The 18,772-nt window shown below is 69.3% G+C and carries 18 protein-coding genes and 1 other RNA gene; 11 read left to right on the forward strand and 8 right to left on the reverse strand.

The window, feature by feature from the left end:
- Nucleotides 1–29 precede the first annotated feature (29 nt).
- The 4 genes from ACFHNC_RS10980 to ACFHNC_RS10995 are packed head-to-tail and all read right to left on the reverse strand — an operon-like array spanning nt 30 to nt 5,876.
- A complete protein-coding gene (locus ACFHNC_RS10980) occupies nt 30–1,682 on the reverse strand; it encodes a hydantoinase B/oxoprolinase family protein (protein WP_437169259.1) in 1,653 nt (550 codons plus the stop codon).
- A complete protein-coding gene (locus ACFHNC_RS10985) occupies nt 1,682–3,787 on the reverse strand; it encodes a hydantoinase/oxoprolinase family protein (RefSeq protein ID WP_437169260.1) in 2,106 nt (701 codons plus the stop codon). Before ACFHNC_RS10985 ends, ACFHNC_RS10980 begins: the two co-directional genes overlap by 1 nt.
- Nucleotides 3,784–5,049, reverse strand: coding sequence for a hydantoinase/carbamoylase family amidase (locus ACFHNC_RS10990; RefSeq protein ID WP_437169261.1), 1,266 nt, complete (start codon nt 5,047–5,049; stop codon nt 3,784–3,786). Before ACFHNC_RS10990 ends, ACFHNC_RS10985 begins: the two co-directional genes overlap by 4 nt.
- 35 nt (nt 5,050–5,084) lie before the next feature.
- Nucleotides 5,085–5,876, reverse strand: coding sequence for an SDR family oxidoreductase (locus tag ACFHNC_RS10995; RefSeq protein ID WP_437169262.1), 792 nt, complete (start codon nt 5,874–5,876; stop codon nt 5,085–5,087).
- Nucleotides 5,877–5,990: 114 nt separating this feature from the next.
- Between ACFHNC_RS10995 and ACFHNC_RS11000 the strand changes: the two genes are divergently transcribed.
- From ACFHNC_RS11000 to ACFHNC_RS11020, 5 genes are all read left to right on the forward strand, one after another.
- The gene (locus tag ACFHNC_RS11000; protein WP_437169263.1) at nt 5,991–6,968 is read left to right on the forward strand and encodes a 2-hydroxyacid dehydrogenase; all 978 of its coding nucleotides are present in this window, start codon (nt 5,991–5,993) and stop codon (nt 6,966–6,968) included.
- 121 nt (nt 6,969–7,089) lie between these two features.
- Nucleotides 7,090–7,446 carry a hypothetical protein gene (locus tag ACFHNC_RS11005; RefSeq protein ID WP_437169264.1) on the forward strand — a complete coding sequence of 119 codons (357 nt, stop codon included), beginning with the start codon at nt 7,090–7,092 and terminating at the stop codon, nt 7,444–7,446.
- Nucleotides 7,447–7,522: 76 nt separating this feature from the next.
- Complete coding sequence (locus tag ACFHNC_RS11010) at nt 7,523–8,155, forward strand: flavin reductase family protein (RefSeq protein ID WP_437169265.1); 633 nt, start codon at nt 7,523–7,525, stop codon at nt 8,153–8,155.
- 134 nt (nt 8,156–8,289) lie between these two features.
- Entirely contained in the window at nt 8,290–9,837 is a 1,548-nt protein-coding gene (locus ACFHNC_RS11015) for an ABC transporter permease (RefSeq protein ID WP_437169266.1), read from the forward strand.
- Nucleotides 9,834–10,073, forward strand: coding sequence for a hypothetical protein (locus ACFHNC_RS11020; protein WP_437169267.1), 240 nt, complete (start codon nt 9,834–9,836; stop codon nt 10,071–10,073). The genes ACFHNC_RS11015 and ACFHNC_RS11020 overlap by 4 nt, the downstream gene beginning before the upstream one ends.
- Before the next feature lie 50 nt (nt 10,074–10,123).
- On the opposite strand, the gene ACFHNC_RS11025 is transcribed toward ACFHNC_RS11020, so the two are convergent.
- Nucleotides 10,124–10,867 (reverse strand): sulfite exporter TauE/SafE family protein, encoded by a 744-nt coding sequence (locus ACFHNC_RS11025; RefSeq protein WP_437169268.1) that lies wholly within the window; start codon nt 10,865–10,867, stop codon nt 10,124–10,126.
- Nucleotides 10,868–10,974: 107 nt separating this feature from the next.
- Between ACFHNC_RS11025 and ACFHNC_RS11030 the strand changes: the two genes are divergently transcribed.
- Nucleotides 10,975–11,772 carry an AraC family transcriptional regulator gene (locus tag ACFHNC_RS11030; RefSeq protein ID WP_437169269.1) on the forward strand — a complete coding sequence of 266 codons (798 nt, stop codon included), beginning with the start codon at nt 10,975–10,977 and terminating at the stop codon, nt 11,770–11,772.
- On the opposite strand, the gene bfr is transcribed toward ACFHNC_RS11030, so the two are convergent.
- From bfr to ACFHNC_RS11045, 3 genes are all read right to left on the reverse strand, one after another.
- Nucleotides 11,763–12,245, reverse strand: a complete 483-nt coding sequence (bfr, locus tag ACFHNC_RS11035; protein ID WP_437169270.1) for a bacterioferritin — start codon at nt 12,243–12,245, stop codon at nt 11,763–11,765. The genes ACFHNC_RS11030 and bfr overlap by 10 nt on opposite strands.
- A 48-nt stretch (nt 12,246–12,293) precedes the next feature.
- Nucleotides 12,294–12,470: a (2Fe-2S)-binding protein gene (locus ACFHNC_RS11040; protein WP_437169271.1), complete on the reverse strand. Its 177-nt coding sequence runs from the start codon at nt 12,468–12,470 to the stop codon at nt 12,294–12,296.
- 83 nt (nt 12,471–12,553) lie between these two features.
- Nucleotides 12,554–13,603 carry a Fe(3+) ABC transporter substrate-binding protein gene (locus ACFHNC_RS11045; RefSeq protein WP_437169272.1) on the reverse strand — a complete coding sequence of 350 codons (1,050 nt, stop codon included), beginning with the start codon at nt 13,601–13,603 and terminating at the stop codon, nt 12,554–12,556.
- A 170-nt stretch (nt 13,604–13,773) separates the two neighbouring features.
- On the opposite strand from ACFHNC_RS11045, the gene rnpB reads away from it, so the two are divergent.
- The 5 genes from rnpB to ACFHNC_RS11070 all read left to right on the forward strand — a co-directional run bounded on the left by rnpB (nt 13,774) and on the right by ACFHNC_RS11070 (nt 18,765).
- An RNA gene (gene rnpB / locus ACFHNC_RS11050) (RNase P RNA component class A) lies at nt 13,774–14,192 on the forward strand.
- A gap of 341 nt (nt 14,193–14,533) precedes the next feature.
- Nucleotides 14,534–15,010: a division/cell wall cluster transcriptional repressor MraZ gene (locus ACFHNC_RS11055; RefSeq protein WP_437169273.1), complete on the forward strand. Its 477-nt coding sequence runs from the start codon at nt 14,534–14,536 to the stop codon at nt 15,008–15,010.
- On the forward strand, nt 15,007–15,957 hold the full coding sequence (gene rsmH, locus ACFHNC_RS11060) for a 16S rRNA (cytosine(1402)-N(4))-methyltransferase RsmH (protein ID WP_437169274.1): 951 nt from the start codon (nt 15,007–15,009) through the stop codon (nt 15,955–15,957). Before ACFHNC_RS11055 ends, rsmH begins: the two co-directional genes overlap by 4 nt.
- Complete coding sequence (gene ftsL, locus ACFHNC_RS11065; RefSeq protein WP_437169275.1) at nt 15,954–16,811, forward strand: cell division protein FtsL; 858 nt, start codon at nt 15,954–15,956, stop codon at nt 16,809–16,811. Before rsmH ends, ftsL begins: the two co-directional genes overlap by 4 nt.
- Before the next feature lie 7 nt (nt 16,812–16,818).
- Nucleotides 16,819–18,765, forward strand: coding sequence for a peptidoglycan D,D-transpeptidase FtsI family protein (locus tag ACFHNC_RS11070; RefSeq protein ID WP_437169276.1), 1,947 nt, complete (start codon nt 16,819–16,821; stop codon nt 18,763–18,765).
- The last annotated feature ends 7 nt before the right edge of the window (nt 18,766–18,772 follow it).

Raw genomic sequence — 18,772 nt, forward strand, 5'->3', positions numbered from 1 at the left:
GCTGAAAAAACGACGAGCGCGCAACGGCTTCAGGCGCCGTAGAGCGCCTTCGCCTGATCCACGCTGATCAGCCCATCCGCCACGTCGCGTTCGACCAGGGCGCGGTCGCGCTGCGTCGGGTCTCCCATGCCGCCGCCGCCCGGCAGCTTCAGCAGCAGGCGCTTGCCCTTCGGGACGATCTGGAAGCCCTTGGTGCGTATGGTGGTGCCATCCGTATGGCCGACCCAGCCGGCCTCGCCGTCGCCGCCGCCATCGCGACCCTTCGGCGCATTCGCCACGCGATCGAAAATGGCGTTCACGGCGAATTCGGCCTCGCCCTTGGTGCCGATTTCCATGACCTTGCCGAAGCCACCACGGGTTCGGCCGGCGCCGGCGGAGCCCTCGCGAATCTGGTTCTGCCAGAAGATCACCGGCGCGACATTCTCCGTCGCCTCCACCGGCATGGTCCGCACGCCGGAGGGGAAGGCGGTGCCGTCCATGCCATCCTTGGTGCGGCGCGCGCCGGTGCCGCCGGAATTGAAGGTGATGATCTCGAAATCCGGCAGTTCCGCCGCCGCGCCCGAAACCTGCGCGCCGCCACGCAGTGGCGGGTTCCAGAGCGCGGAGGAGCCCTCCGCCGTGACGCGATCCGGCACCGCCTGGTGCAGGCAGCCCATCATGAGGTCCGGCAGCAACTGGCCGACCACATGGCGGACGGAGACGGGGTAGGGCCGCGGCGCATTCAGGATGCAGCCTTCCGGAATCTCCATGCGGAAGGGTGCAAGGGACGCCCAGTTGTTGGGGATCTCCGGTGCGACCACGACCTTGATGCCGAAGCAGGAATAGGCGCGGCAATAGGAGGCCGGCACGTTGATGCCGCGGCCCGAAAGGCCGGATGTGCCGGCGTAGTCCACCACGATCTCATCCGCCTTGACCGTCATCGCCGCCTTCAGCGTGACGGGCGCCTCGTAGCCATCGGAGGTGATCTGGCCGCTGTAGGTGCCCTGCGGCAGCTTGGCGATTTCCTCCAGCGTCGCCTTGAGCGAACTGTCGAAGATGTAGGCGGCCAGCGGGTCCAGGCTGTCCATGCCGAATTCGTCCAGCATCTCGACCAGCCGCTTGGCGCCGGCATCGTTGCAGGCGCAGAGGGAATAGATATCGCCCTCCAGCTCCACCGGGGTGCGGGTGCCGACGCGGACGAAGTCGAACAGCGTCTCGTTCGGCTTTCCCTGGTCGAAGCATTTGACGATGGGGATATACAGCCCCTCCTCGAACACGCTGCGCCCTTCCGGGCCCATGCCGAGGCCGCCGACATCGATGACATGCGCGGTGTTGGCGAACAGGCCAACGATCCTGCCGCGCTGGAAGGCGGGCGTGACCACCGTGAGGTCGTGCAGATGGCCGGTGCCGAGCCAGGGGTCGTTGGTAATGTAGTGATCGCCGGGCTTCATCGTCTCGGCGGGGAATTTCGCCAGGAAGTGGCCGACCGATTCCATCATGGAATTCACATGGCCGGGCGTGCCGGTGACGGCCTGCGCCAGCATGCGGCCCTGCAGATCGAACACGCCGGCCGAAAGGTCACCGGCTTCCCGCACCGTGGTGGAAAAGGCGGTGCGGATCATGATCTGCGCCTGCTCCTCCACCACCGCGATCAGGCGGTTCCACTGGATCTGCTGCTGGATCTTTGTGAGTGCGTCCGACATCACGCAGCCTCCCCGCGGGTGAGTTCGAGATAGCCGAGCCCATCGACGCGGCAGCGCCAGCCTGGCCCGACCAGCGTGCTGGTCTCGTCCTCCGAGACGATGCACGGCCCCGGCACGGTGGCGCCCACCGGCATCTCGGCGCGGTCATAGACCTTCCACGCGGCCACCTTGCCCGTGGCGGTGTCGCGCACCTGCTGTACGCGGATGGGCGCGGGGGCCGGCGCGTCGGTGACGGGCGCCACCGGTTCCACCGCATCCGCCACCGTCGCGACGGTCACGGCGAAGGACAGGATTTCGACATCGCTGCCCGGTACCGGCCGGTCGTAGAAGCGCGTGTACTCGGCATCATAGGCGGCGCGAATTTCGGCCACGTCCTGCACCGTCAGCGGGCGCGAGGGCAGCGCCACGTTGATCTCATGGCCCTGGCCGACATAGCGCATGAAGGCGATGCGGTGTTCCTCGGTCGGCGCGCCGAAGGACCCCTCCGCCACGACCCGGGACGCCTCGGCCGACATTTCGGCGAGCAGCGCATTCACCGCGTTCACGTCAAAGGTGCGGAAGCGCTGATACAGCGACTTCACAACCTCATACCCCACCGGCGCGCGTAGGAAGCCGATGGCGGAGCCGACGCCGGCGCCGCTGGGCACCAGCACGCGATCCACGCCGATCTTCTCCGCCACGCGGTAGCCATGCACCGGCCCGCCGCCGCCAAAGGCGATGATGCCGCGGCCGTCATAGCCCTTGCCGCTTTCGATGGCGTGGACACGCGCCGCATTGGCCATGTTCTCATCCACCATCTCGACCACGCCGAGCCCCGCCATTTCCGGCGCCAGTCCCAGCTTCGCGCCCACATGCGCATCCAGCGCATCCAGCGCCGGCTGCACGTGCAGCTTCAGCGCGCCGCCCGCGAACAGGTCCGGCTCATACCGGCCAAGGGCGAGGTTGGCATCCGTCACCGCCGGCTTGTCGCCACCGCGGCCATAGCAGGCCGGCCCCGGATCGGCGCCCGCGCTTTCCGGCCCCACCTGAATGCGGCCCAGCGCATCCAGATGCGCGATGGAGCCGCCGCCGGCGCCGATCTCCACCATCTCGATCACCGGAATCCGCAGCGGCAGGCCGGAGCCCTTCTTGAAGCGCCCGACGCGCGCCACTTCGAAAGTGCGCGACGCCTGCGGCGCGAAATTGTCGATCAGGCACACCTTGGCGGTGGTGCCGCCCATGTCGAAGGACAGCACCTTCGGCCAGCCGCGCTGCTTCGCCACATGGGCGGAGAAGATCGCGCCACCCGCCGGCCCGGACTCCACCAGGCGGATGGGGAAGCGCGCGGCGGTCTCCAGCGTGGTGAGCCCGCCGCCCGACAGCATCATGAACAACGGGCAGGTGAAGCCGCCCTGCTTCAGCCCGGTCTCCAGCCGCCGCAGGTAGCTCGCCATCAGTGGCTGCACATAGGCATTGGCGGCGGTGGTGGAAAAACGCTCCCACTCCCGCATCTCCGGCGACACTTCGGAGGAGAGCGAGACGGGCAGTTCCGGCCACATATCATGCACGATGGCGGCGGCGCGCTTTTCATGCGCCGGGTTCACGAAGGCATGCAGGAAGCCGATGGCCAGGCTCTCGATGCCCTCGGCGCGCATCACTTCGACCTGCGCGCGCACTGCGGCCTCATCCAGCGCCAGCAGGATGTGGCCCTCATTGTCCAGCCGCTCCGGCACCGTCAGGCGCCAGCGGCGCGGGATCAGTGGCTGCGGCAGGTCGATGTTGAGGTCGTACTGGTCGTAACGGGACTCGTTGCCCAGCGCGAGCACGTCACGAAAGCCGTCCGTGGTCAGCAGCGCGGTCCTGGCACCCTTGCGCTCGATGATCGCATTGGTGGCGAGCGTGGTGCCGTGGATGACCAGCGCGATATCGGCAGGCATCAGGCCAGCGCGCTCCATCACCACGCGCACGCCTTCCAGCACGCCGAGTTCCGGGGCATGCGGCGTGGTCAGGACCTTGCCGGTCCAGCGTTCGCCGTCACGCTCGACCGCCACATCGGTGAAGGTGCCGCCGATATCCACCGCAAGGCGCGCCTGCGGCGCGACGGCGAGGCCAGCCGCAACGCTCACTGCGCGGCCTCGCTCGCCCAACGCGTCACGACGGCGCACGCATCCGCAAAATCTTCCATCCGCATCGCTTCCTTCGGATTGTGGCTGCCATTCTGGTTGCGGACAAAGACCATCCCGCTCGGGATGCCGGCCATGGCAAACGCCGCCGCATCATGGCCGGCGCCGCTCGCCATGGACAGATGCCGGATGCCGAGCGCATCGGCCGCGCGCGCCAAGCCGGACTGGATTTCCGCATCCATCGGCGCGGCGCGGCTGGTGGTCTCCGCGCCCAGTTCAAAGCGCACGCCACGCCGCGCCTCGATCTCCGGCACCGCCTCGTACAGTGTTTCCATCAGCAGGTCGCAGCTGCGCGGATTCACACTGCGGACATCGAGCTGGAAGCGCGCCTCGCCGGCGATCTTGGTGAAGCCGGCGTCCTCGGTCGTGCCCATGACGCAGAAGGTGACGACCATCGCATGGCCGCGCGCCTCCAGCTCCACCCAGCGGTCATCGACGCGATGCGCGAGTTCGGCCAGCGCGATTGCCGCATCACGGCGGTAGCGGCGCGGCGTCGCGCCGGAATGGTTGTACTCGCCCAACACGCGGGAGGCGCGCAGCCGGCGCGTGCCCGGGATGCCGGTGACGATGCCGACCGGCACCCCCTGCCCCTCCAGCACCGGCCCCTGCTCGATGTGCAATTCGAGGAACGCCGCCGTGTCGTCACTCGAAAAAGTCTTGCCGCCAGCCTCGACGAAGCCCGGATCGAAGCCTTCCTCGCGCATGTGGTCCGCGAGGCTGCGGCCGGTATCCTGCCGCTTCACCTGCAATTCTTCCGGCTTCAGCAGGCCGAGCGCGCCGCGCGAGCCGGGGTAGGAAATCGGGAACCAGCTTCCCGCCTCCTCCGCCCGCACCGCCACCACGGTCACGTCGCGCCCCGGCACGAAGCCGGCGCGCTTCATGCCGGATACCGCTGCCAGCCCGACCAGCACGCCGGCGGCGCCATCGAAATTGCCGCCCTCCGCCACGCTGTCCAGATGGCTGCCGATCACCACGCGCTTGGCCTTGCGGTCGCTGCCCGGCAGGGTCATCAGCAGGTTCCCCACCGGGTCCGCGTGGCATTCCAGCCCGATCCCCTCCGCCGCCGCGCGCACCTGTTCATGCGCGCGCCGTTCGCCGGCGCCATAGGCATCGCGCGTGATGCCGACGCCATCGAAGCTGGCTTCGCGCAATTCATCGAACAGCCGCGTGGCAAGTTCAACATCGGGGGAAAGGTTCGGGATCACGGCTTGCAGTCCTTACAGCGTGCTGCGGAGTTGGATCACAGCATGCTGCGGACGCGGCCGCCATCGATGCGGATCATGCTGCCGGTGATGTAGGCGCCCTGCTCGCTGGCCAGGAAAGCCCCCATCGGGCCGAATTCGCTCGGCATACCGATGCGCCGCGCGGGAATCTCGGCCGCCATCTGCGCCAGCTCCGCCTCCACCGTCGTGCCGCCCTTGCTGGCGCGGGAGGAGGCGTTCTGCGTGATGCGGTCCGTCATGATGCTGCCCGGCGCGATGACGTTCATCGTCACGCCATCCTTGGCCACCTCGCCGGAGTAGGTCTTCAGCCAGCCCCAGATTGCCGCGCGCAACACGTTGGACAGCGCCAGGTTTGGAATCGGGTGCTGCATGCCGGTGCTGCCCACCACCAGGACGCGGCCCCAGCCGCGCTCCCGCATCGCCGGCATCAGCCGGTTCGCGATGCGGATGGGGGAGGCCACGATCTGCTCGAACCAGGTGTGCAGCGAGGCATCCGTGATCTCGGATGCGATGCAGGGCGGCGGGCCGCCATGGTTCAGCACCAGGATATCCACGCCACCCATCAGGCGCACCGCCTCATCGGCCAGCTTGTCCATGTCGGCGCCATGGGCGACATCGGCCGGCACGCCGAAGGCGTCCGCCGCGCCGGCGGCCTTCAGCTCGCCCGCCACCACATCCAGCTTCGCCTGGTCGCGGCCGCTGACCACCACGGCCGCACCCTCGGCGGCCAGGCTGTCCGCGATCGCGCGGCCGAGGCCCTTGGAGGCACCCATCACCAGGGCGCGCTTGCCCTTCAATCCGAGATCCATGGTCGATGTTCCTTATCCGTCCGTTGGCCGGGAAACTGCTACCTGCCGCCCCCGCTGGCAAGCCGGGCCACCTCTGCTACCAAGGTGGGTAACCTGTCCGGGAGACGTTCCAACATGCCAAAACCCATCCTGCTGCTCACCCGCCGCCTGCCCGACGCCATCGAGGCCCGTGCCGCGCGGGACTACGATGCCCGCCTGAACAGCGCCGATGAGACCTGGTACCGCGACGGCGCCGAGATCGCCCGCCGCGCGGCGGAGGTTGGGGCCGCCGGCATCCTGTGTGCGGCCGGGGACCCGATGGGGCCTGCCACCATCAAGGCGCTGCCGGACAGCGTGAAGATCATCGCCACCTTCTCCGTCGGCACCGACCATATCGACATCGCCGGCGCCAAAGCCCGTGGCATCACCGTGGCGAATACGCCGGAGGTGCTGTCCTTCGCCACCGCCGAATGTGCGTTCACCCTGATGCTGATGGCCGCCCGCCGTGCCGGCGAAGGGGAACGCATGGTCCGCGCCGGCAAGTGGGATGGCTGGGCGCCGACGCAGCTGATGGGCGTGACGCTGGAGGGCAAGCGCCTCGGCATTGCGGGCTTCGGCCGCATCGGACGGGAGCTTGCCGCCATGGCGCGCGGCTTCAAGATGGAGATCTACTACCGCGACCTGCGCCGCGTGCCCCCCGAACTGGAGCAGGGTGCGACCTTCCACGACGACGATCGCGGCTTCCTCTCCGCCATCGATATCCTGTCCATGCACATGCCGGGCGGCGAGGCCACGCGGAAATGGCTGAATGCGGAGCGCCTGTCCTGGATGCGCAAGGGCGCCGTGGTGATCAACACGGGTCGCGGCGGATCGGTGGATGATGCGGCGCTGGTGGAGGCGCTGAGCACTGGCCACATCCGTGCGGCGGGGCTTGACGTCTATGATGGCGAACCAAAGATCTTCCCGGGCTACCTCGGCCTGGAAAACGTCGCGCTGCTGCCGCATCTCGGCAGCGCCACAATCGAGACGCGAGACGCCATGGGCGAACGCGCGCTCGGCAACGTGGACGCGGTGCTTTTGCACGGTAAGGCAGCACCGGACGGCGCACAGTAGACGAAATTACAGCAAATCCACCTTGACTTTCAACCGGAAGTGGTTTCGTTAGGAGAAAGTTGCAACGGGCGGCAATTCACGGCACGCCGCCCGTGTCCGAGAGGAACGATCGCGGAGAACCATGAGCCAGGTCGCCCGGATCACCCTGTTCGTCCATGACCGCGCAGGTCATCTCGAAACCCTGCCCGACCATGATCTTCTGCACGCGCTGTTGCAGGAAACACCACTCGTCACACGCCATGAGGATGGCAGCCGGACCTTTGTCTTCGACATGGTGGAACCCGAGCATCGGCTCGCCGGATCGAAGCCGAGCGCCCGCGTCAGAACGCTGGAGAGCCTTCGGCTGTGCGGCGCCGCCCTGGCCCGCACGGCCCGCGCCCTCGGCCTGCCGCTGACCGCGGCGCTGGCCGAATCGGCGGAGGCGGTGGCGCAGGAGGAGATGCGTGCGATGCAGGCGCCAAAACACCGGCAATGCTGAGCAGCTGAGGACGCGGCCACTCGACAGCGGCAGCGGCGGGCGGCACTAGACGGGGCACAACGTCGGAGCCTCGTTGATGCTGTTTGATCTCGATGCGCTGCCGGCGGCCAGTCGCTACAAGCTGCTTACCTCCACCGTGGTCCCGCGGCCGATCGCCTGGGTGGTGACGCAGGACGCGGAAGGCCGGCTGAACGCGGCGCCCTATTCCTTCTTCAACGTCTTCGGCTCCGACCCGCCCATCATCGCACTCGGCGTCGGCAACCGCCCGAGTGGTGCCGTGAAGGACACCATGGCGAACATCGCCGCGACCGGCGAATTCACCATCTGCCTCGTCACCGAAGCCACGCTCGCCGCCATGAACATCACCGCGGCGGATTTCGAAGCCGGGGTGGATGAGGTGGCGCAGGCGGGCCTGGCCACCTTGCCCTCCACCAAGGTCAAGCCCCCGCGGCTGGCGGACAGCCCGGTGGCGCTGGAATGCACGCTGTTTCAGACCATCCCGATCGGCGCGCACAGCCTGGTGCTCGGCCAGGTGCGGGCCATGCATATCCGCGACGCCGCGGTGATGGACCCGGCGAAATGCTACATCGACAGCCCCGCACTTGGCCTGGTGGGCCGCATGCATGGCGCCGGCTGGTACACGCGTCGCGATGACCGGCTGGAGGTGAAGCGCGTCACCGCCGCCCAGTTGGCGGAGCCGAAGGGCTGAGCGAGAAGCTTTCCTTCGGCGGCTTCCCGGCAGAGCGCCAGCGCCCCGGTCCGCCACGCAGCCGCCGCCTTGCGCCCGCCTGGGCCTGGGCGTCGCTGCTGGCCGCCGGGCTGATCGCGGCGCCGCTGGGCTCCGTGCTGGTCACCGCGATCGCGCCGCTCGGTGACGATCAGACGCATATCGTGCAGACGCTGCTGCCGGATCTGCTGGTCAATTCCGTGGTGCTGGCGGCGCTGGTCGGCGCCCTGGCCGCGAGCATGGGCGCGGTGACCGCCTGGCTGGTGGCAAGCTGCGCCTTTCGCGGCCGGGGCGTGATCGAGATCGCCCTGCTGCTGCCGCTGGCGATGCCCGCCTATGTCTGCGGCTATGCCTATGTCTGGCTGCTGGATGTGGCCGGCCCCGTGCAGACCACGTTGCGGGAGGTGACCGGGCTGCGCTGGGGCGAATACTGGTTTCCCGAGATCCGCAGCCTGCCCGGCGCCGCGCTGATGCTTGCCGCGGTGCTCTACCCTTACGTGTATCTGCTGTGCCGCAACGCCTTCCTGCAGCAGAGCGTCTGCCTGCTGGAGGCCAGCCGCACGCTCGGCCACGGCCTGCCGCGCACCTTCCTGCACGTGGCGCTGCCCATGGCACGCCCGGCGCTGGCGGGTGGCGTCGCGCTGGTGCTGATGGAGACGCTGGCGGATTTCGGCACGGTGCAGCATTTCGCCGTCCGCACCTTCACCACCGGCATCTACGACACCTGGTTCGGCCTGGGCGACAGGCCGGCCGCGGCGCAGCTGGCCGCCGCGCTGATGGGGCTGGTCGCCATGCTGCTGCTACTGGAACGCGCCTCCCGCGGCGGCCGGCGCTTCCACCCGACAACCACGCGCAGCCCGCCGCTGCGGCCGGTGGTGCTGCGCGGCTGGAAGGAATTGGCGGCGATCCTGGCCTGCGCACTACCCGTCTGCCTTGGCTTCCTGATTCCTGGCGCGGTGCTGTTCAGCCTGATGCTGGAGGCCGGGGACCCGCTGGACCCGCGCCGCACCGTGCCCTACGCGCTGAACAGCGTGACGCTGGCCGGCATCACCGCGGTGCTGGCGGTGGCGTTGGCCGCGCTGCTGGCCTGGGGGCAGCGGCTGCATCCCTCCCGCCTGCGGGCATCCGCCAACCGTGTGGCGGCGCTGGGCTACGCGCTGCCGGGGTCCGTGATCGCGGTCGGCGCGCTGGTGCCGTTCGCGATCTTCGACAATGCGTTGGATGCCTGGATGCGGGCGCGCTTCGGAATTTCCACCGGGCTGCTGCTGTCGGGCAGCATCGCCGCGCTGGTTTTTGCGTACCTCGTGCGGTTCCTGGGCGTGGCGCTGTCCGCGGTGGAGTCGGGGCTGGCGCGGATTCGGCCGAGCCTGTTCGGCGCCGCGCGCGTGCTCGGCCGCACGCCGGGCCAAGCGGTGCGGGCGGTGGAATTGCCGCTGGCGCGCGGGGCGCTGCTGACGGCCGCCGTGCTGGTGTTCGTCGATACGATGAAGGAACTGCCGGCGACACTGATCGTGCGGCCCTTCGATTTCGACACGCTGGCCGTGCGCGTGCACAATCTCGCCTCCGATGAGCGGCTGGCGGAGGCCTCGACCGCCGCGCTGCTGATCGTGCTGGTGGGTCTGCTGCCGGTGGCGGCGCTGGTGCGGGGGATGCGGCGCGGATGACGAGGAACGAGCCCTTGCTGCACGCGATTCGCCTGGCGCTCGCGGGCGATTGGCAGGCGGCGCATGAGATCGCGCAGGCCGATTCGGGCGCCGACGCCGCCTGGGTACATGGCTGGCTGCACCGGATCGAGGGCGACGACGCCAATGCCGGCTACTGGTACCGCCGCGCCGGCCGCAGCCCAGGTCAGGGCAGCACCGCGGAGGAAGGCGCCGCGATTGCCCAGGCGCTGGGTTGATTGGGCGCATTTTCCGCGTCGGCAGGCGATTCCGCCTGCCTTGAAAATGCTCAGAACAGCCGCGCCAACCCGTCCCAGACAATCAACTTCAGCGCCAGCGCCACCAGCACCAGCCGGAAGATCGGCAGGAAGTGGCGTTCCTCCATCCGGCTCAGGGCCATCTGCCCCACCGTGGTGCCGATCAGCGCGGCGGGGATCATCCACATGATGGTGCTGGCATAGGTCGCGAAGCTGAAGCCCACCAGCGTGAAGCCGGCCACCTTCAACAGATTGCCGACCACGCCGAACACGCCGAGCGTGCCCACCACCTGTTCCTTGGTCAGGTCGCGCCGGATCACCAGCACGCCCAGGATCGGCGCGATGACGCCGACCACCATGTTGAGCGCCCCCGTCACAAAGCCGACCGGCACAAAAGCCCAGAGCGGCAGATCTCGGTCGTGGAAGCGCTTCATCTGCCGTGTGAACAGCGACAGCAGCACGAAGAAGCCGATCAGCATCTGCACCGCCGCCGTCGGCAGCCCCTGGAACAGGAGCAGCCCAAGCGCGACGCCCGCCGGCATCAGCAGGGCAAAGCGCCAGATGATCGGCCAAACCAGCTTGTCCCGTAGCAGGATCACACGCCAGATGTTGGAGGCAAGCTGCACCGCGCCATGCACCGGGATGGCGGCAACCGGCGGCAGCACCAGCAGCATGATGGCAATCAGCGCCGTCCCGCCGCCCGCGCCCACCACCGCCGTCAGCGCGGAGGTGAAGAAGGCGGCGCTGGCGAGGAAGGCGATGTCAGTGGGGCTCATGCGGGCGTATCCGGTCCAAGGCGAGGCTTGCCCCCGCATCGCCGGCATCCTACCCGCCCCTACACGGCCCGCTTTCGCGCAAAGGCCAGAGATGATCGGAGGCGGGCATGGTGCGGCTGGCGCGGGCACAGGATCATGAGGCGACGCCGCGGCCGCTGATCGCCGTCGGCAACGACTATCCCGCCGGCCACCTGCACCCGACCCACAGCCATCAGCGCGGCCAGTTCCTGCATGCCGAGCGCGGCACCATGATGGTGGTGACGGAAGCCGGCGGCTGGATGGTGCCGACCCAGGCGGGCGTGTGGATTCCGGCCGGCATCGCGCATTCCATCCGAATGATCGGCCCGGTCGCGACGCGCAGCGTGTACCTGACGGCCCCCCTGGCGGCGCGCCTGCCCGCCACCTGCCAGGTGCTCGGCGTGGCGCCGCTGCTGCGGCATCTGCTGATCGCCGCGGTCGACCTGCCCCTGGAGTATGAGGCAGAGGGCCGCGCCGGCCATTTGGTGGCCCTGCTGGTGGAGGAGTTGGCGCGTGCCCCCACCCTGCCCTTCTGCGTGCCGGCGCCGGCCGAGCCGCGGCTTGCGCTGGCCTGCCGTCGCTTCTGCGCCGCACCCGACATTGGCGAGGATATCGCGGCCTGGTGCCGCGCGCTCGGCCTCAGCCGGCGCGGCTTCACCCGGATGTTCCGCGCGGAGACCGGGCTGAGCTTCCGCGCATGGCAGCGCCGCGCCTGCCTGCAGGCAGCGCTGCCCCGGCTGGCGGCGGGGGAGCGTGTAACGACCGTGGCCCTCGAGCTCGGCTATGGCGCCCCTGCGGCCTTCACCGCCATGTTCCGGCAGGTGGTGGGCGTTTCGCCGCAGACTTGGCGCGCCAATGCCGAGGGGGGCGGGCCGGATCAGTCCTGATCGGGCGCTGCGTCGCTGTTCAGCAGGATGTAGCGCTCGATGCCGATCTGGCGGATCAGGTCGAACTGGCGGTCGAGGAAATCCTCGTGCTCCTCCTCATTCGCCAGGATCTTGAGCATGAGGTCGCGGGAGACGTAGTCGCGCACGGATTCGGCGTGCGCGATGCCGTCGCGCAGATCGACGAGCGCCTTTTCCTCGAGCTTCAGGTCGCATTCGAGGATTTCCTGCACGTTCTGGCCGACCAGCACCTGGTTCAGCCGCTGCACATTGGGCAGGCCGCCGAGGAACAGGATGCGCTCGATCAGCCAATCGGCGTGCTTCATCTCCTCGATCGATTCCTCGTATTCCTTGCGCGCCAGCTTGGTCACGCCCCAGTGCCGAAGGGTGCGGGAATGCAGGAAATACTGGTTGATCGCGGTCAGCTCGTTGGTGAGCTGGAGGTTGAGGTATTCAATGACCTTGGCGTCGCGCACATCCGCATCCTTCTGACCCGTGTCCCGGCCGGGACGCGGAACCGGCGGTTACTTCCCGCCGCCGCCACCCCCCGCGCGGACCATCGACAGGATGGTCCCCGTGCAGCCGCCGCATTGGGCGCGGCAGCCGCAAGCCGCATAGACATCATGCGGACGGTCGGCACCCGATGCCAGGGCGGCAGCGATCTGCTTGTCCGTCAACGCATTGCAGATGCAGATATACATGCAGCCCGCCCTTTTCGCAGCCTGTGTCTTGCAACGGGAAGATGCCGTAGGGCGGGAGGTTCTCCCGCCCGGATTGGCCCGCGTTAGCGCCAGCCGGCGCGCTGCATGATCCGCAGCGCCTCGGCCGCATTGGCGCCGTAGGTGCCGGCGTTCAGCTGGTCCTCACGGAATTCCCCGAAGGCGGCCAGAACCGGGTGCACCGGGGCGTCGGCCACCACCGGATATTCCATGTTGCCCACCGCGAAGATCTCCTGCGCCCGCGGGCTGGTCAGGTATTCCAGGAAGCGCTGCGCCGCGGCGGCATTCGGCGCGGTGCGGACCACCCCGGCGCCGGAGATGTTCACATGCGCGCCGCGATCGCCCTGCCCCTGGTTCGGGAAGATCACCCCGATCCGCTCCGCCATCGCACGGTCCTCGGCGCGCTGCGAGATCATCATGTTGCCGAGGTAGTAGGTGTTGGAAATCGCCAGTTTGCACTGACCGGATGGGATCGCCCGGAACTGGTCGCGGTCACCACCCTGCGGCGGGCGCGCCATGTTGGCGGCCAGGCCACGCGCCCAGGCCTCCGTCGCCTCCGGCCCATTGGCGGCCAGCACCGACCCAGTGAGGGAGGTGTTGTAGGGGTGGGAGGAGGAACGGACGCAGACCTGCCCACGGAAGCGCGGATCGGCCAGATCCTCGAAGCGGGCGAGACCCTCGGGCCGACCGGCCTGGCGGTCATACATGATGACCCGGGCGCGCTTGGAGACACCGAACCAGTAGCCTTCCGCATCGCGCAAATTGGCCGGGATGCGGCTGTTCAGCACCTGGCTCTGGATCGGCTGGAGGATCCCCGCCTCCTTCGCGCGGGCCAGGCGGGCGGCGTCCACGGTAATCAGCACGTCGGCGGGGCTGTTGGCACCCTCCGTCCGGATACGCTGGATCAGCTGGTCCGCATCGCCCTCGATCAGCCGCACCCGGATGCCGGTCTCGCGGGTGAAGGTGTCGTACAGCTCCCGGTCCGTGTCGTAGTGGCGGGAGGAGTACAGGTTCAGCTCCTGCCCCTGGGCCAGGGCTGCGGAGGTCAGCGCGGCGGGGGCCATGACGGCAAGGCCGAAGATGGGGAGCAGCGAGAGAAGATGGCGGCGGCGCATGGCTAGGATGCCTCTGGGACGTTGCTGAGTGGAGGGTTACCGCAATTGCGAGGCGTTCGCAAGCGCAACTGGCACAGCTTTCCAAGGCATCCGCCCCCGCCTCGCCCGGTGCGAATGCGGTGGATCGCCGATTGACCGCGCGGCGCGCACGCGCGATGTCATGCGCGGCGTCGGGTGGCTGGGCGACCGCTGGCGGGGGTGCAGATCCCTGCTGGAGGAAAGTCCGGGCTCCACGGGAATACGGTGCCGGTCAACGACCGGCGGGGGTCAAACCCCAGGGAAAGTGCCACAGAAAGCAAACCGCCTCGGCACGCGCCCGCAAGGGTTCGTCCCGCGGTAAGGGTGAAAGGGTGCGGTAAGAGCGCACCGCTCCCACGGCAACGTGGGAGGCAGGGCAAACCCCACCGGGAGCAAGGCCGAATAGGGGCGGCCGGCGTGATCCGACCTTCGGGGCGGATGGACGCGGGGGCATTCTCGCCCCGTCACCCGGGTTGGCCGCGAGAAGCCTGCGGCGACGCAGGCTCCAGAGGAATGGTCGTCCAGTGCCGCGAGGCATGGACAGAACCCGGCTTACAGGCCACCCGACGCCACTTTTCCTGCCACGCCCCCGCGCGATGCGCGCTGGAACAAGAACAAAAAGCGAATACATGAGCTTCACGCTCATCACGCGCAGTTTTCTCTGTGCTGCTGACAAAACCTGACGCTAATCACCTGTTAAGACATAACTTTAGCTGTGGACAGGCTGTCCTGGCGCCGGGAATTAGCTTGCTTGCCCGCAAAATCCCGGATATTCCCTGGTTATCCCATGCGGGGCCCTGCTCGGGGGGCATCTCGGGCTTCCAAGGGATGGTCGGGCGAGCCGGCGAGGTCGGGGGGCCTCGCCGGCCGCTGAGCGGGGATTTCATCGGCAGGGGGCAGCAGCATCGCGCGATGACCCAATTCGTGGGCACGCATACAGGAAAGCTGGACCGCAAGGGCCGCATTTCCGTGCCCGCGCCCTTCCGCGCAGAGCTGGAGGCTGCCGCCACCAACCAACTCGTCTTTCGTATCGCGCACACGCATCCCTGCATCGAAGCGCGTTCGCGCCCGGTTTTCCAGCAGATCGTCGACAGCATCGAGACCCTGCCGCATTTCTCCGAGGAGCGCGAATTGCTGGAAACCACCCTCATCGCCGGCAGCGAGATGCTGAAGCTGGACGGCGAGGGCCGACTAGTGCTGCCGCAGGAGATGATCGCGGAGCTGGCGCTGGGCGACCAGGTGGTGTTCCTCGGCAAGGGAAATCGTTTCGAAATCTGGGACGAGGCGGCCGGCCGCGCCCATGTGCTCGAGTCGAAGCAGCGGGCGCGCGAATTGCGCCTTACCGTTGCTGCAACAGGCCTCAACACGACTCCGAAAGCCGTGCCATGAGCACACATCTCCCCGTCATGCTGGAGGAAGTTCTGGCCGTACTGCAGCCGCGCGATGGCGCCATCTATCTTGACGCCACCTTCGGCGGTGGCGGCTACGCGGCCGCGATCCTGGCGGCGGCGGATTGTACATTATGGGCGCTGGACCGGGACCCGGATGCCATCGCACGCGGTGCCGCGCTGGCGGCGCAGTATCCAGGGCGGTTGCATCTGGTGCAGACCTGCTTCGGCGACATGCTGGACAGTCTGGCGGCGCAGGGCGTCCATGCGCTGGATGGCGTGGTGATGGACCTCGGCGTGTCCTCCTTCCAGATCGACCAGGCCGAGCGCGGATTTTCCTTCCGCCATGACGGGCCGCTCGACATGCGGATGGGCCGCGATGGCGCGACCGCGGCGGATCTCGTGAACAGCCTGGCCGAGCGCGAACTGGTCACCATCCTGTCCGACCTCGGCGAGGAACGGCATGCCCGCCGCGTCGCGCGCGCCATCCTGCGCGAGCGGGACGTGGCGCCGATCACCACCACCGCGCGGCTGGCGGAGATCGTGCGCGGCGCGGTGCCGCGCGACCCCTCCGGCATCGATGGCGCGACGCGGTCCTTTCAGGCGCTGCGCATCGCGGTGAATGACGAGCTCGGCGAGATCGAGCGCGGCCTGGCCGCGGCGCAGGCGCTGCTGGCGCCGGGCGGCAGGCTTGTCGTGGTGTCCTTCCATTCGCTGGAGGACCGCATCGTCAAGCGCGCCATGGTCGGTGCCGCGGGGCGTGCCGGCACGGCATCCCGCCACGACCCCGCCGCGCTGCTGCCGCCGCCGGCGCCGGATTTCGAATTGCTGACCTTCCGTGCGCTGCGGCCCGGGGATGCGGAGACGCGCGCCAATCCGCGCGCCCGATCCGCCCGCCTGCGGGGCCTGCAACGCCGCCTGCCGATGAGCCAGGGAATCACGCCATGATCCGGCCCTTCACGATCCTCTGCTTCTGCGCCTTCGCCGGTGCCGGCGCCTGGCTGTACCAGGTGAAGCACCAGGTCGCGACGCAGGACCGTGAGCTGCGCGAGGTCTGGCGGCAGATCGAGCAGGCGCGGGACCGCACCTCCATCCTGCGCGCGGAATGGGCCTTGCTGAACGAGCCGGGGCGGCTGCGCGAGGTGGCGCAGCGCCATCTGCCGCTGGAGCAGATGCAGCCGCAGCAATTCACCCGGCTGCCGGACATGTTCCGCCGCCTGCCGCAGGCGGTCGCCTTCGCCGGGCCGCCCAACCTGTTCGTGCCGGAACGCCCGGCGCAGGATGCGCCGGAGGCCAGCGTGATGCTGGCGGCTGCCCAGACTCGCGCACCGGCCCCGGCGCCGGCGGTGGCAGCCGCGACCCCCGCCCCCTCCCCGCGCGCCGTCGCCCCGCGCCCGCCGGTCCAGACGGCGGAGGCCGTGCGCGCCGAGGAGGAAGCGCCTGCGCCGCAGGCGCTGGCCGCCACCATGGCCGCGCAGCGCGCCGTGCCGCAGCGCGCAACCCCGCCCGTACCGGCCCGCGCCGCGCCGCTGCGTGATGCCACGCCGTCTGCCCCTGTGGTGCGGGCGGCCGCCCCGGCGCGGACCGTGCGGCCGGCGATCCATGTCGCCCCTGTGCCAAGCGCACCGCCGATTCGCACCACGCAGGCCGCGCCGGCCGCGCCCACCTATGTCTCCGCCCTGGGTGGCGCCACCTCGCTCGGCATCGGCCGGCCGATGCTGGCACCGCCGGTGCCCTTCTCCTCTTCCGCCGCCGCCGCAACGCTGAACCAGGGCGGGCTTGCACCGCCCAGCGCCCGCTGAGCCGCGCATGTCCCCGAACCCGCCCAACCCCGATGCCCTGCCCGCCGGCCGCACCATCGGCCATTCCGCCGTGTCCTCCCGCACCGAGCTGGTGCGGATCGGCCAGCCGGAGCTGGTCCGCCGCGCGGTGATGGAGCGCACGCGGTCGCGCCTGCTGATCGCCGCCGGCGGCTTTGCGCTGCTGTTCGGCGTGGTGGCGGCGCGGCTGGCCGATGCGACGCTGATCTCCCCGGCCGAGCCGAAGCGCCTGGCGGCAATGGTGCGGCAGAACGCACCGCCCGCCGAGCACCTGCCCGGCCGCGGCGCCATCACCGATCGCAACGGCGAATTGCTGGCGGTGACGCTGCCGATCACGGCGCTCTACGCCAACCCGAGCGAGATCCGTGAACCCGAGGACGTGGCGCGCCGGCTGGTGCGCGTGCTGCCGCAGCTGGATGCGACGCGCGTCGCCGCAAGGCTGACCGGGGAACGGCAGTTCGCCTACCTCGCCCGCGCGCTGACGCCGCGCGAGCAGCAGGCGGTGAATTCCCTCGGCATTCCGGGTCTGTATTTCGAGCAGGCGGAGCGCCGCATCTACCCGCAGGGCCGCGCCGCCGCGCATATTCTCGGTGGCGTCGATGTGGATGGCAACGGCACCGCCGGCGTCGAGCGCTATTTCGACGAACGCCTGCGGCTGCGGCGCGGCGAGGATCTGCGCCTGTCGCTGGATGTGCGCGTGCAGCTCGCGCTGCGCGATGCCGTGCAGTATGCGATCACGGATTACAACGGCATCGGTGGCGCCGGCATCCTGATGGATGTGCAGAGCGGCGAAGTGGTCGGCATGATCTCCCTGCCCGATTTCGACCTGGCCGAGCCGGCGCGGGTCGACGCCGTGGCGCCGGGGGCGGATGAGCAGGGCATGAACCCGCGCTTCAACCGCGCCACCGTCGGCGTGTATGAGCCGGGCTCGACCTTCAAGCTGCTGACGGCTGCGATGGCGCTGGACCTCGGCACGATGAATGTGTGGAACGGCTACGACGCCTCCCGCCCGATTCGCTACGGGCGCTTCACCATCAACGATTATCGCGGCAAGAATCGCTGGCTCGCCCTGCCGGAGATCCTGGCCTATTCGTCGAATCTCGCTTCCGCCCACATGGCGGCGGCGGTGGGGCCGCAGCGGCACCGCGAATTCATGGTGCGGATGGGCATGGGCTCCCGCCTCGCGGTGGAACTGCCGGAAGTGGCGGTGCCGCTGATTCCGCGCGCGAATGCGTGGCGCGACATCAACACGCTGACCATCGGCTTCGGCCACGGTATTTCCGTCTCGCCGCTACATGTCATCACCGGCGTTGCCGCCGTGGTCAATGGCGGCATCCTGCGTCAGCCGACCCTGATGGCGCAGGCGCCGGGCACGGCGGCCGAGGGCACGCGGGTGATCAGTGAGGGTACGTCGGCCACCATGCGCCGGCTGATGCGGCTGGTGGTGACCGAAGGCTCCGGCCGCAGCGCCGAGGTCCCCGGCTATTTCGTCGGCGGCAAGACCGGCACGGCGCAGAAAATCGGGCCGAATGGCCGCTACCTGCAGAACCGGCGCATCACCGCCTTCGTCGGCGCCTTCCCGATGCAGGCACCGCGCTATGCGCTGTATGTGATGGTGGACGAACCGAAGCCGAATGCGCGCAGCCACGGCTTCGCCACCGCCGGCTGGGTCGCCGCCCCCGCGGCCGGCGAGATCGTGCGTCGCGTCGCGCCCATCCTGGGCATGGCGCCGGAGACGGATCGGGCGCCGGAGATCCAGGCCGGCCTCGCCATCGCGATGCAGCCGGGCCGTCCGCGCGGCAACGCCCCGGCCCGTGCCGGTTCCGCGCCCCGCCCGGCGCCCGCCGCCGCCTCGCCCACCCGTGCCGCCGTGCCCCCGGGCCAGGCTGCGCAGCGCCCCGCCTTGTTGCGGGAGGCGAGCATTGCACCGCAATGACACATGG

Source organism: Falsiroseomonas sp. E2-1-a4 (assembly GCF_051433165.1).
GTDB lineage: Bacteria > Pseudomonadota > Alphaproteobacteria > Acetobacterales > Acetobacteraceae > Falsiroseomonas.